This window comes from Pseudomonas sp. GNP013, assembly GCF_054343995.1.
Genome location: NZ_JBTGUT010000001.1, coordinates 4,242,219 through 4,254,902, shown reverse-complemented (window position 1 = coordinate 4,254,902; position 12,684 = coordinate 4,242,219). Strand labels below are relative to the sequence as shown.

Annotated in this window: 13 protein-coding genes; 4 read left to right on the top strand and 9 right to left on the bottom strand. The window is 60.4% G+C overall.

Features of this window, described 5'->3' with window-relative positions; genetic code table 11:
- Nucleotides 1-176: 176 nt before the first annotated feature.
- The 6 genes from ACXX81_RS18755 to ACXX81_RS18730 form a co-directional block, all read right to left on the bottom strand.
- Nucleotides 177-1,475 carry an NAD(P)/FAD-dependent oxidoreductase gene (locus ACXX81_RS18755; RefSeq protein ID WP_458572181.1) on the bottom strand — a complete coding sequence of 433 codons (1,299 nt, stop codon included), beginning with the start codon at nucleotides 1,473-1,475 and terminating at the stop codon, nucleotides 177-179.
- Between the two features lie 150 nt (nucleotides 1,476-1,625).
- Complete coding sequence (locus tag ACXX81_RS18750) at nucleotides 1,626-2,255, bottom strand: DUF1780 domain-containing protein (RefSeq protein ID WP_209988466.1); 630 nt, start codon at nucleotides 2,253-2,255, stop codon at nucleotides 1,626-1,628.
- A gap of 55 nt (nucleotides 2,256-2,310) precedes the next feature.
- A complete protein-coding gene (gene yacG / locus ACXX81_RS18745; protein WP_004372356.1) occupies nucleotides 2,311-2,511 on the bottom strand; it encodes a DNA gyrase inhibitor YacG in 201 nt (66 codons plus the stop codon).
- Entirely contained in the window at nucleotides 2,508-3,131 is a 624-nt protein-coding gene (gene coaE / locus ACXX81_RS18740; protein WP_209988473.1) for a dephospho-CoA kinase, read from the bottom strand. The genes yacG and coaE overlap by 4 nt, the downstream gene beginning before the upstream one ends.
- Nucleotides 3,128-3,994 carry a prepilin peptidase gene (locus ACXX81_RS18735; RefSeq protein ID WP_231422498.1) on the bottom strand — a complete coding sequence of 289 codons (867 nt, stop codon included), beginning with the start codon at nucleotides 3,992-3,994 and terminating at the stop codon, nucleotides 3,128-3,130. Before ACXX81_RS18735 ends, coaE begins: the two co-directional genes overlap by 4 nt.
- Nucleotides 3,991-5,199 carry a type II secretion system F family protein gene (locus ACXX81_RS18730; RefSeq protein WP_458572180.1) on the bottom strand — a complete coding sequence of 403 codons (1,209 nt, stop codon included), beginning with the start codon at nucleotides 5,197-5,199 and terminating at the stop codon, nucleotides 3,991-3,993. The genes ACXX81_RS18735 and ACXX81_RS18730 overlap by 4 nt, the downstream gene beginning before the upstream one ends.
- A 201-nt stretch (nucleotides 5,200-5,400) precedes the next feature.
- Here ACXX81_RS18730 and ACXX81_RS18725 point away from each other — a divergent pair, with 201 nt between their 5' ends.
- Together ACXX81_RS18725 and ACXX81_RS18720 are read left to right on the top strand one after the other, a co-directional pair.
- Nucleotides 5,401-5,814 carry a pilin gene (locus ACXX81_RS18725; RefSeq protein WP_122456787.1) on the top strand — a complete coding sequence of 138 codons (414 nt, stop codon included), beginning with the start codon at nucleotides 5,401-5,403 and terminating at the stop codon, nucleotides 5,812-5,814.
- A gap of 3 nt (nucleotides 5,815-5,817) precedes the next feature.
- On the top strand, nucleotides 5,818-7,227 hold the full coding sequence (locus ACXX81_RS18720; protein ID WP_458572179.1) for an O-antigen ligase family protein: 1,410 nt from the start codon (nucleotides 5,818-5,820) through the stop codon (nucleotides 7,225-7,227).
- Between the two features lie 11 nt (nucleotides 7,228-7,238).
- Here ACXX81_RS18720 and ACXX81_RS18715 read toward each other — a convergent pair whose 3' ends face one another.
- Entirely contained in the window at nucleotides 7,239-7,790 is a 552-nt protein-coding gene (locus tag ACXX81_RS18715) for an LbetaH domain-containing protein (protein WP_209988485.1), read from the bottom strand.
- A gap of 10 nt (nucleotides 7,791-7,800) precedes the next feature.
- The gene (locus ACXX81_RS18710; protein WP_458572178.1) at nucleotides 7,801-8,796 is read right to left on the bottom strand and encodes a hypothetical protein; all 996 of its coding nucleotides are present in this window, start codon (nucleotides 8,794-8,796) and stop codon (nucleotides 7,801-7,803) included.
- Nucleotides 8,797-9,058: 262 nt separating this feature from the next.
- On the opposite strand from ACXX81_RS18710, the gene ACXX81_RS18705 reads away from it, so the two are divergent.
- Nucleotides 9,059-9,364: a DUF6388 family protein gene (locus ACXX81_RS18705; protein ID WP_209988490.1), complete on the top strand. Its 306-nt coding sequence runs from the start codon at nucleotides 9,059-9,061 to the stop codon at nucleotides 9,362-9,364.
- 50 nt (nucleotides 9,365-9,414) lie between these two features.
- On the opposite strand, the gene nadC is transcribed toward ACXX81_RS18705, so the two are convergent.
- Entirely contained in the window at nucleotides 9,415-10,263 is an 849-nt protein-coding gene (nadC, locus tag ACXX81_RS18700; RefSeq protein ID WP_209988493.1) for a carboxylating nicotinate-nucleotide diphosphorylase, read from the bottom strand.
- Between the two features lie 235 nt (nucleotides 10,264-10,498).
- On the opposite strand from nadC, the gene ACXX81_RS18695 reads away from it, so the two are divergent.
- On the top strand, nucleotides 10,499-12,649 hold the full coding sequence (locus ACXX81_RS18695) for a DUF1631 domain-containing protein (RefSeq protein WP_458572177.1): 2,151 nt from the start codon (nucleotides 10,499-10,501) through the stop codon (nucleotides 12,647-12,649).
- The last annotated feature ends 35 nt before the right edge of the window (nucleotides 12,650-12,684 follow it).

Sequence of the window (12,684 nt, the reverse complement as noted above, 5' to 3'; positions counted from 1 at the left end):
TATCTTATTATTACAATCTAAAGTGCGCAACTTCTGTTTTTTTATAGCTTTATGGAATAAGAATGGCGCTTAAGGCGCATTATTCCCGCCGGTCGTCGCCTGTATTGAACCATTCTAGCCGTCAGCAGGGCATTAGCGGGCAGAGAGCGAGCAAGCTCGCTCCTGTGCGGATAACGTCAGTGCAGCTTCAAGCGCGGCTCCGTGCCCCGCCCGATCTTGCTGCCCAGCATCAACATCGCTGTACGAAAGAACCCATACAGTGCCACCTGGTGCATGCGGTACAGAGACACATAGAACATGCGCGCCAGCCAGCCCTCCAGCATCACGCTGCCGGTCAGGTTGCCCATCAGGTTACCCACCGCCGAAAACCGCGACAGCGAGATCAGCGAACCGTAGTCGGTGTATGTGTAGTGGGGCAGATCCTTGCCTTCGATGCGCAGCTTCAACGATTTGGCCAGCAACGACGCCTGCTGGTGCGCTGCTTGCGCACGGGGCGGCACGTTGCGGTCGGTGCCCGGTTGCGGACAGGCGGCGCAGTCACCGAAGGCGAAGATGTTTTCATCGCGGGTGGTCTGCAAGGTTGGCAATACTTGCAACTGGTTGATGCGGTTGGTCTCCAGCCCATCAATCTCCTTGAGGAAGGCCGGTGCGCGAATGCCGGCTGCCCACACCTTGAGGCTTGCGGGAATCGACTGGCCGCTGCTGGTGATCAATGCGTCAGCGGTCACTTCGCTCACCGCTGCATTGGTCAGCACCGTCACGCCGAGCTTCTCCAGGGTTTTATGCACAGGCGCGCCGATGCGTTCCGGCAGCGCCGGCAACACTCGCGGCCCTGCTTCGATCAGGGTGATGTGCATGTTTTCCGGCTTGATGCGGTCCAGGCCATAGGCGGCCAGTTCATGGGCGGCGTTATGCAGCTCGGCGGCCAGTTCCACTCCCGTGGCGCCGGCGCCAACGATGGCCACGCTGATCTGCTCAACGGCATCGGTCTGCCCGGCATGGGCGCGCAGGTAGTGATTGAGCAACTGCTGGTGGAAACGCTCGGCCTGTTTGCGAGTGTCGAGAAACAAACAGTGCTGCGCCGCGCCCTCGGTGCCGAAATCGTTGGTGGTGCTGCCCACTGCAATCACCAGGCTGTCATAGCCCAGCACCCGTGCCGGCACCAGTTCGCGACCTTCTTCGTCGAGGGTGGCAGCCAGCTGGATTTTCTTTTGCTCACGGTCCAGCCCGCTCATGCGGCCCAGTTGGAACTCGAAGTGATTCCATTTGGCCTGGGCGACGTAATTGAGTTCGTCCTCCGAAGAGTTCAGGGAGCCGGCAGCCACTTCATGCAGCAGCGGTTTCCAGATATGGGTCAGGTTGGTATCCACCAGTGTGACGCTGGCAGTACCGCGCTTGCCCAGAGTCTTACCCAGGCGGGTAGCCAACTCCAGGCCGCCGGCGCCGCCGCCGACGATGATAATACGATGGGTCATGGGGATATCTCGCAAGGCTAAAGGAAATCGGAGCCGTTACCCTCGCGAGCGCCAGGCAGCTCATAGCGTCAGGTAACTCAAAAAGGCGGCTGGGCATACGAGCCTCGTCTGGTAGACGTTGCAAACGGGCGCCACGTTACAGGCGCGGTCTCAGAGGCTGATGCCCACATCGAACACTATGCTGCGCCCCAGATTGTTGCGCAAGAAATCCGGGGCGTTCGGGTGGGCGAACAGCACGCGTGCAAACGTCGGCCCTACCAGCGACAGTGAGCGCCAGCCCTGGCGCAGGTATTCGGTAGGCGGAGGGAAATGGCTATTGAGGTCCAGCACTTCGCGCTTGAGGCTGGTGAACGCGACGATATCCAGTTCGCCCAGGTCCATGCCGCGCTCTTTATAGTTATGCGCTTTTTTGCGCAACGTTGGCGCCAGACGCAGCAGGAACTCATGGGCGGGAATGCGTCGTGGCTTGGCTTCGCGCCGCACCAATTGGCTGAGGGAAAACGCACTGCGCCTGCGCAGCAATTCATCGCGCCACTCATCGTTAAGACGGCGTCCCTCATCGAGCACGAAGAACACCTCGAAACTGGCGTCGCGAAACAGCACGTCCGGCGGTTCCTGCCCGGCGGCGTGAAACTCTTCGGCACGGAAGGGCACATTCAGGCCTTGCAGCAGGCGCTGGCAGACCCAACGCTCACGCTCCCATTTGCGCGCATTGGACAGGAAAGCATTGGCTTGTTCGGCCGCCACGGTGAGCAGGCGCAAATAATCTGAGTCGTCCATGCCTGCAGCTTAGCGTTCAAACGATGACCGCAGGAAGTCCCACCTTTATACGACCTCAGTGTCGCGGCGTCAGATCCTCGGAGAACAGCTCGTCTTCGGCGTCCGGCGCCACCGGAATCTTGTGCTCTTCGGCAGCCCAGGCGCCCAGGTCGATGAGTTTGCAGCGGTCCGAGCAGAACGGCCGGTTGAGGTTGGTCGCTTTCCATTCCACGGGGGCGCCGCAGGTTGGGCAGTCGACGGTCAAGGGTTGGCTCATGATCGGCCTCCACGCAAAGTAAGGTAAAAGTGGTGCAGTCGCTCGACCTCGGCGTGCAGCCAGGCGAGGTCCTGGTCATTGACCAGTACGTCATCGGCATGGTTCAGGCGGTCTTCGCGGCTGGATTGGGCCTTGAGAATCGCCTGCACCTGTTGCTCGCTGATGCCGTCGCGCTGCAGGGTACGCTGAATCTGCAGCGATTGCGGCACGTCGATCACCAGGATGCGCTGGGTCATGCTGTACTGCCCGGATTCGATCAGCAGCGGCGACACCAGGATGGCGTAGGGGGACTGCGCACGCGCCAGGTGGCTGCGGATTTCCTCGGCGATCAGCGGATGCAGCAGGGCTTCCAGCCACAGACGTTGTTCGGGAACCTCAAAGATCAGCGTGCGCAGCGCGGCACGGTCCAGCTTGCCGTCGGGCATCAACACGCCGTCACCAAAGTGTTCTGCGATGCGTGCCAGCGCCGGGCGGCCGGGCTCGACCACCCAGCGGGCGGCGTGGTCGGCGTCGACCAAATCGATGCCCAGGTCGATAAAGTGCTGGGCCGCCGCGCTTTTGCCGCTGCCGATGCCGCCGGTGAGGCCGAGAATCCAGGGTGTTGCGACAGAAGAGGTCATCTGAAACCGACGAACTGCAAATAGAAGTCGGTTATTTGACCACCCCAGAGCAGCGCAATCCAGCCGGCAATTGCCAGATAGGGACCAAACGGTATCGGCGTGGAGGTTTGGGTCTTGTTCAGACGCATCAGGATCAGCCCCGTAATCACGCCCAGTAGCGATGAAAGCAACAGCGTCATTGGCAGGATTTGCCAGCCGCCCCAGGCACCGAGCAGCGCCAACAGCTTGAAGTCGCCGTAGCCCATGCCGTCCTTGCCGGTCATCAGCTTGAACAGCCAGAACACCGTCCACAGACTCATATAACCAAACACTGCGCCCCAGAACGCCTCGGGCAGTGGCACCAGCAGGTCGAAGCTGTTGCCGATCAGTCCCAGCCAGAGCAGGGGGAGCACCAACACATCCGGCAGCAATTGATGATCCACATCAATCAGGCTCATCGCCAGCAATCCCCAGCTCAACAGCATCACGGCGCCGGCCTGCCAACCGAAACCGAAATGCCACGCGACCACGGCCGAGACCACGGCGCATGCCAGCTCGGTAAGCGGATAGCGCGCACTGATCGGTTGATGGCAATGGGCGCAGCGTCCCCTGAGCATGAGGTAGCTGAGCAGCGGAATATTTTCCCAGGGCCGAATTGGCTGAGCGCATTGAGGGCAGCAGGAGTTCGGGTGCATCAGGTTGTACGGCGGCGCGGCGGGCTCCACGGGCAAGCCGAGCATCTCGCGGGCCTGCTCGCGCCAGTCCCGTTCGAGCATCTTTGGCAGGCGCCATACCAGCACATTGAGGAAACTGCCGACGACAAGGCCGAGCACCACCGCCAAGGTGACAAAAGCCCAGGGCTGCCCGATCAATAGCAGGTTCAAAAGGCCGTACCCAACTGGAACACCGGCAGGTACATGGCGATCACCAGCGCCCCGACGATGCCGCCCAGCACCACCATGATCAACGGCTCCATCAGACTGGTGAGGTTGTCCACCCGGTTATCCACGTCGGATTCGTAGTGGCTCGCGACCTTTTCGAGCATGTGCTCCAGGGTGCCGGATTCTTCGCCGATGGCGGTCATCTGGATCGCCATGCGCGGGAATAGCCCGCTGTTTGCCATGGACTGATGCAGTTGCATGCCCGTGGATACATCGTGACGCATATGCTCTATCGCCTGTTTGAACAGCTCATTGCCCACCGCGCCAGCCACGGACTCCAGGGCTTGCACCAACGGCACACCGGCCGCGAAGGTGGTTGAAAGCGTACGGGCGTAGCGGGCGACTGCGGATTTTTTCAGCAGTGTACCTGCCAGGGGCAGTTTCAACACACTGGCGTCCAGCCCATGACGAAAACCTGGTGAGGTGCGGCAGGCGTGGCGCAGCCCAACAACCCCCGCCGCCAGGCCCAGCGCGATGATCCACCAGGCTTGCTGCATGAACGCCGACAGCGCGATGACCTGCTGGGTAAAGCCAGGCAGCGTGCCGCCGACCCCGGCGAACAATTGCTCGAACTGTGGCACCACGTGGATCAGCAGCACGCTGCACACGACGCCGGCGACCACGATGACGGCGATGGGGTACGTCATCGCCTTTTTGACCCTGGCCTTGAGCTGCTCAGTCTTCTCCTGATGGATGGCCACGCGTTCCAGCAGGGTTTCCAGTGCGCCGGCCTGCTCGCCCGCCGCTATCAGATGACAGTACAAATCATCGAAGTGGCGCGGCTGTTTACGCAGCGCCTGCGTCAGGCTGTTACCGGCGGCAACCTGCTGTTTCAAACCTTTGACCAGCGCCTGCATCTGTCGATTCTCAAAGCCTTCGCTGATGATGTCGAAGGCTTGCAACAGCGCAATCCCGGCCTTGAGCAGCGTGGCCAACTGGCGGGTGAACAGCGCTATATCGGATGATTTGATCGGCTGGGTGAGACCTGGCAGCCCTGGGTGCTTTTTACGCACGCGGCCAGGGCTGATCCCCTGCTGGCGCAATTGCGCCTTGAGCAGCGCAGGGTTGTGCGCCGTGGTCTGCCCTGACACCCTGCGGCCTTTGCGATTGATGCCTTCCCAGTCGTACGTCGTTGAAGCGTTGTTCATGTCACGGTTCCGCACACAGGTCGTTGAAGACCTACAGCTTAGTCAGGGGAATGACTCGGGCAGGCTCGCGCTGAGCGGCAAAATGTCAGAATGTGCGACGAAGGCGCGATTGAGCGCCTGCGCATGAGTACACTGGCGCCGTTGCAGACTGCGGGGCGCAGGACGCGCCTTGTCATGGTTCTATTCTGGAGAGTGAATGTGATACGTCAAAAAGGCTTTACCTTGATCGAATTGCTCATCGTCGTGGCAATTATCGGCATCCTGGCCACCATTGGCCTGCCCATGTACACCACGCACCAGGCCAAGGCCAAGTTCACGGCCGGGCTGGCTGAAATCAGCGCGTTGAAGGCCGGCTACGAAGATACCCTCAACCAGGGGACCGTACCCACCGTCGCCTTGATCGGCGGCACCAGCCCCACCGCCAACTGCAGAATCGACGTGACAGGCGATGTCGCCACCGGCATCGGCTCCATCAGTTGCGAAATACTCGACGCCCCGGCGCCAGTGCTGGGCAAGAGCATTACTCTCACGCGCAGTGCCACCGAAGGTTGGAAGTGCGTGACCACCGCCGAGGCGAAATACGTCGCCAAAGGGTGTGGCGTCACAGGGGCATAAAGCGTGTTGCTAACCCGCACTCAGCGCGACAGCCTGTTTCTGATCGCCATGGCGTGCCTGCTGGCGCTGGGCATCTGTGCGCCGTTCAGCGGGCACGACCTGCAAAGGGGCACGCAGATCTGCCTGGGGCTGTGCGCAGTGCTGTACGGGTTGTCGGTCTCTTCACCCGAGCCGCCGGTGAATCGGCATGCCGCTGCCGGCCTGGCACTGATTATGGTAGTGGGCCTGGTGTCGTCGGCGCTTGCGCATCAGCCCCTGTGGGCACTCACCGAAGTGGCGCTGTTCATCTGCAGTGGGGCGATTGCGCTGGCGGTCAACTCGCTCAGGCGCCACGGCGGTGAGTCGATCGATAGCGCGCTGATGTTGATAGTACTGATGTTGTGCGTGATCAAGTCAGTGCAGTACCTGTATGCGCTGATACTCGCGTTCGGCAGTGGTCAGCGCCTGCTCAACCTTGACCTGCTGCTGTCCGGGTTTTCCAACAAGCGCTTCTATGGTCAATTCCAGACGTTCACCCTGCCATTGCTCGCGCTGTCCCTGCTGATCCCCAAGGTCTCCCGCCCGGCCCGTGCGGCCGCGTTGGCGTTATTGTGTGTCTGGTGGTTGATTGCAATCAGCGGCGGCACCCGCGGTACATGGCTCGGCATGGCAGCCGCTGCGGCCGTGCTGATGTGGCTTGGCCCCTGGGGGCGGCGCTGGGTAGCCTGGCAATTGGCGGGCGTGTGCGGTGGGCTGTTGCTGTACGGTTGTTTGTTCATGCTGGTGGCGCACCATTTCGGCAACGAGATTGCCAGTGCCGCCGGTGACCGTCTCACTACGTCGCTGTCGGGACGTGGCCCGATCTGGTGGCAGGGCTGGCAGATGATTGCCGAACGCCCGTGGCTGGGCTTCGGGCCCATGCATTTTGCCGATGTGGCCAACCCCATTGCCGCCCACCCTCACCAGGCCATCTTGCAATGGGCCAGTGAATGGGGAGTGCCGTCGGCAGTGTGCGTGGCCATTCTCACAGGTTGGGGCGGCTGGGCCACTATTGGCCTGATCCGTGAGCGTGCCGTGCTTGCCACGCGTGCCGATCTTCTGCGTTTATGCCTGTTTGCGGCGCTGGTCGGTGCACTGACGCAGTCCATGGTCGATGGCGTGATCGTGATGCCCAACTCGCAGGTGTGGCTGGCGCTGGTGGTGGGCTGGCTGATGGCGCTGCATGTGCGGCGAGCCCCCGAGCCGGCTGCTGTGTCGCTGGCTGTTGGCGCATGGAAAGTAGCAACGGTGCTGGCAGTGGGGCTGTTGGTGTATGTGGTGATCCGCGACGTTCCGCATCTGGAGCAAGCCCGGCAAAGCTATCTGAGCGGGCGTGGTGATCATTTGCAGCCGCGCTTCTGGGCCCAGGGCGTGATTGCTCTGCCAAAGCCCTGAGGCAGCGGTTTTTAAACGTCCCGATAGTACTTGGCCGGTATGCCAAACCACACCTGATTATCGGGCACGTCCTTGCGCACCTGAGAGCACGCACCAATTTCGGCATTTTCCCCAATGGTCACAGACGGCATGATCACGACGCTGGCGCCGAAGCGTGAGCCTTTCTTGAGTGTGCCTACGCATTTTTCGTCATTTTTGGTCAGGTCTGGCGTATCAGTGACCACGAATGCATATTTCATCACCACATCATCTTCAACAATGGTGTTGGCGGAAAGTGTGCCTCGACTGCCCATCAGTACGCGGTTGCCCAACCGACAGTTGTCTCGAATTTCACAGTAGGAGGTGAATGAGCAATCATCGCCAATCACTGCATTCCGACCGATTTTCGTATAGGTGCCGATTTTTGTGTGTTTGCCGATTTTGGCGCCTTTGAGCACCATGGCATAGTCTTCGATCACAGTGCCTTCTTTGATTTCAACATCATCTTCAATGATGCAGAATCGGCCGATCACAACACCGTCGCCTATTACTGCCTTGTCTGAAACGATTGAGTAATTGTTCATTTCGATACTTTTAGTTTTTCAATGATTTTGGGACACCTGACAGATCGTCAGTTGCCGACTTCACCGTTTTGGCTGGCGTACCCATTACTAAAAGTCCGGGCTCGTCGATGTGTTTCACCACTACCGCTCCGGCGCCAACCACTGTGCGCTCGGCTATGCGCGTCTGTGGTCTTACGATAGCACCCGAGCCAAGAAAGCACTGATTTCCGAGCGTGACGTTGCCGGCAATCGATACGTTATTGGCAAAGTGGCACTCGTCGCCGATCAGTGAGCCATGACCAATTTTGCTGCCGTGTGCGATGACGCACCCCTGACCAATGGTGGTTGTCTCGTTGACCGAGCCACGTACCACGGTCACATCCGTGCCGAGGAAGGCGCCTTCCATGATTCGGGTGTAGCCGATCTGCGGCTGAATCACTCTTTGGCGCGTGGCCGGATCCCAGATCCAGGCCGCTCCCGTTGCGCCGACAGTGGAGTGCGATTCAATCGTGACATTTTCTTCGATGGTGCTTCCGCGCATCACGGTCACGTGGGAGTGAAGGTTCGCACCTGCCTTCACAACACAGTCCTCGAGTACACAGAAAGGTCCTATGTAAGCCGCAGGGTCGACTTCGCAATCCTCCCCAATAACGGCGGTAGGGTGGATGCCCTGACGTTTTTTACGGTCTGCCACCATGGCTTCCATCAGGCGATAAAACACAAGCTGTGGATGATCGACCTGGAGTATCACATTGCCTTCCCCGCACGCATCGGCTTCTTCGCGCAGGATAATGGAATGGGTTATGTGCGGCGGATGACCAATGCCTGGCGATAAAAAGTAAATCCCGCCTGGCTCAACCTGACGCAGGCTCTTGAATGCAAAGGCGCTTTGCGCATCTGTGCCGTGGCAGACAAAGGCAACACCCATTTGCCGGAGCTGGTGCTGGACCTGCGCAAGTGAGAAGGTCTTCGGGGCGGCGGGCAAATGCATTCTCCACGTAGGAATCTTGGTTCGATCGTCACTCATGAAACATCAGGTAGTCAACGAACGAATGAGGTTTCGCCAGTCACATTCTGAGGGTGGCGATCTTTCGGCAGAGTGCCTATTATCGATCAGCGTGTCGGGCTGAGCGCCCGACGCGCGAACGGTTTCAACAGCAACACTGTTTTCAGCTGATCCCAGAATGGTTTCTGAAGGCCAGACGAGCAGGTATTGATGCCCGCTCTTTTGTATCTGCGCAACCTTGATGACCCAGATGCATTTCCATTCCCAGATCTGAGAGAACACCATGACCACGACTGAAGTGACCCAGGAAGCCCGGCACGAAGAGGCCCTCAAAAAATACCTTGAGGACACGCCGCAGCTCAAAGAAGAGATCAAGGACCTGAGCGCTGATGATCAGCGCGACCAGATCCAGTGGGCATTCGAGGATGAGGCCGAGAGCCAGAGTCTCCAGCCCTGGGAACTGACCCTCAAGTACACCTCGACATCTGAAGAGTTCGAGACCGCACGCCTGGCTTTGCACAAAGAGGCGGCCGAAGTGCTGGGTGTCGAATGGGACGAGTACTGCGAGATGAACAACCTGGTCGTCTGAACGCGAACCTGCGCAGGAGCGGGCTTGCTCGCTCCTGAATCAAACCGGCGTCAGATACTCAGTCGCATCGACAAATCCACTGCCTTCACATCCTTGGTCATCGCACCAATCGAAATGTAGTCCACTCCGGTTTCGGCGATGGGCAGCAAGGTGCTTTCGTTGATCCCGCCGCTGGCTTCCAGCCTGGCCTTGCCGCCGTTCAGGCGCACCGCTTCACGCATGTCGTCCAGGCTCAATTCATCGAGCATGATGATGTCGGCTCCCGCGTCGAGAGCTTCGCGCAGTTCATCCAGACTTTCCACTTCGATTTCCACCGGCTTGCCCGGCGCGATTCTGTGCGCGGCGGTAACCGCCTGGGCAATGCCGCCGCACGCCGCGATGTGGTTTTCCTTGATCAGGAAGGCGTCGTACAAACCGATGCGGTGGTTATGACAGCCGCCGCAGGTCACCGCGTATTTCTGCGCCAGGCGCAGGCCCGGCAGGGTTTTGCGCGTGTCGAGCAACTTGACCTGGGTGCTGGCGACGAAGTCCGCCAGGTACTGGGCACGCGTGGCAACGCCTGACAGCAGTTGCAGAAAATTCAACGCGCACCGTTCACCGCTGAGCAGCGAGCGGGCCGGACCCTCCAGGTGGAACAGCGCCTGATTGGGACTGACGCGCTCGCCGTCGGCCACCTGCCAATGCACGGCGACTCGCGGGTCCAGTTGGCGAAATACGGCATCCACCCAGGCTGTGCCACTGATAACCGCCGCGTCGCGGGTGATGATCGTGGCTTTGGCCAACCGTTCAGCCGGGATCAACTGCGCGGTGATGTCGCCACTGCCAATGTCTTCCAGCAGTGCGCGGCGCACGTTGGCTTCGATTTCGGCGGTGAGGTCGGCAAGACGGAGATTCGGCATAACAGGCTCCACAAACAATGTGCGCCGATTATAGGGGCACTGCGTGGCCGAACCCACCGCCGCCTGCTCTTTTGCCGGTGAATCTCAGAGTTTGCTGGCGTAACGCCCCCTATTTGCAAGATAATCCCGCGCCTTGCAATTGGCGTCATAGCTTTGACGTCCCGGTGATAATCGGATATCGGCGGTGCCCGCCTGATCGTCCTACCCCCTTACACCGCCGTTTCAGGAGGCCAGGATGCACAATGACGGAAAGGTGGTGCCCATCAACAGGGCACAGGCTACGCCATCGCCGCTCGCGCGCCTGCCGGTGGTGTTGCTGCAGGTTCGCGACAAGGCTGCCCAACAGTTGCAACGCGGCTTGCAGGAGCTGTTTGATAACGCCGACGACACCTTGTTCGAAATGGCCGACAAGGCCCGCAGTAACGCCGATCACCATATCTTTTTTGAGGCCATGCGCGACCTGCGGCTCAAGCGCAAGAATTTCGAACGCGTCTTCATGGCGCAACTGTTCCAGGCCTTTGCCCATCTTGGCCAGGTGGGCAGCGGTGATCCAAGAATGGTGCCGGTGGTGTCCTACGAGTCGCTGCCAGGGACCACTGGCGATGCCCGCGAAAAAGCCGTGGCGCTCGACGCGATGCTCGGTCGGGTGCGGCACCGTGATGGACTGGCCCTCGGGCAGTTGACCGCGCGTCTGAACGCAGTGCTCGGTACGCAGTTGGCCGAGCGCGAGAACCCTTTGGGCCCGGCCCTGTTGTGCGAGTTCTTCCTGCGCGCCGGGCGCAGTCTCGGCGTGGAAATCCGCGTCAAGCTGATCATGCTCAAGCTGTTTGAAAAATACGTGCTCAGCGACGCCGACCTGTTGTACGGCGAGGCCAATCAGTTGCTGGTGGCGACCGGTGTTTTACCCGAACTCAATAGTGTGCCTTCCCGTCGTCGTGCTGGATGCGTGGCGAGTGAGCCTGCCCCCCCAGGCAGCTTGCCAGGAACCGACCAGGCTCTGGATGAAAGCGGCCAGCAGGACTTCGCTGCGCTGCAGCAGTTGCTCGCGGCCGTACGCGGCAGTGTGGCGCCCACCCTGGAAGCCAGCGCCGAACCTCAGCCGATAGCCACCCGCGACCTGCTGCGCCTGCTTTCCCATCTGCAGCAATACGTCCCGGAGCCACAGGCCGAGGATGATTTCGACCTGCGTAATCAGCTTGAGCAACTGTTGACCCGCTTCAGCGTCAAGAGTGGCAAGTCCCGCGTGGTGGAGGGCGCCGACGAAGACGTGATCAACCTGGTCGCCCTGCTGTTCGAATTCATGCTCAATGACCCTGCGGTGCCTGAAGCCTTCAAGGCGTTGATTGCGCGCTTGCAGATCCCAATGCTGAAGGTGGCGTTGCTGGACAAGCGTCTTTTCAGTTGCGCCAGTCATCCCGCGCGGCAGTTGCTCAATGAAATAGCCGCCTCGGCCCTGGGCTGGAACCCGTGCGAGGATTATCTGCGCGACAGCTTGTACCTGCGCATCGAACAGGCCGTGCAGTGCCTGCTCAATGAATACGTCGACGACCCGGCGATTTTTTCCCGGTTGCTGACGCAGTTCAGCACGTTGCGCGCCGAGGAGCAGCGGCGCCGCGAGTTGATCGAGCAACACACCCACGACGCTGAAGACGGGCGTATTCGTGCCGATGCTGCACGCCAGCGTGTGGCTGACGTGCTCAACCGCCGGCTGATGGGCAAGGTGTTGCCGCAGGCCGTGGTGCAGTTTCTGCAACAGGCCTGGAGCCAGGTGTTGTTATTGGCCAGCCTCAACCATGGTGAGCAGTCGGTGCAGTGGCAGGCGGGGCTGCGCACCATGGACGAGTTGATCTGCAGCGTCAGCCTTCAGCAAGACACCGAGGCCGGTCGGCATCTGGTGGAGCACTTGCCGGGGTTGCTCAAGGCATTGCGGGACGGCTTGACCAGCGCAGCGTTCGATCCGTTCAGCACGCGCGATTTCTTTGTGCGCCTGCAGGCGTTGCATCTACCTCCGGCCGAGGGTGTCGAGGCACTGATCGAGGTGCGTGAGCCGCTTGTGCTGGGCCCCGGTGCCGTCGATGCCACCGAAGGCCTGCCGGCGGACGACCCTGATCTGCTCAAGGCGTTGCAACTGCGGATCGGAGGCTGGATCGAATGGCAGGACGAGCGGCCAGCCCCCGTGCGCTGCAAGCTGCTGGCGATCATGGCACCTGCCGGCAGCTACGTGTTCGTCAACCGCTCGGGGCTCAAGGTCATGGAGAAAAGCGTCGGCCAACTGGCGTTGGCATTCAAGCATGACGCTCTGCGCCTGCTGGATGATGGCCCGCTGTTTGAGCGTGCATTGACTGCGGTGACCGGCAAACTGCGCCAACTCAATCGCGGCAAGTGATCGCAACGGCGGGGTGGAACGCGGCATACTGGTCA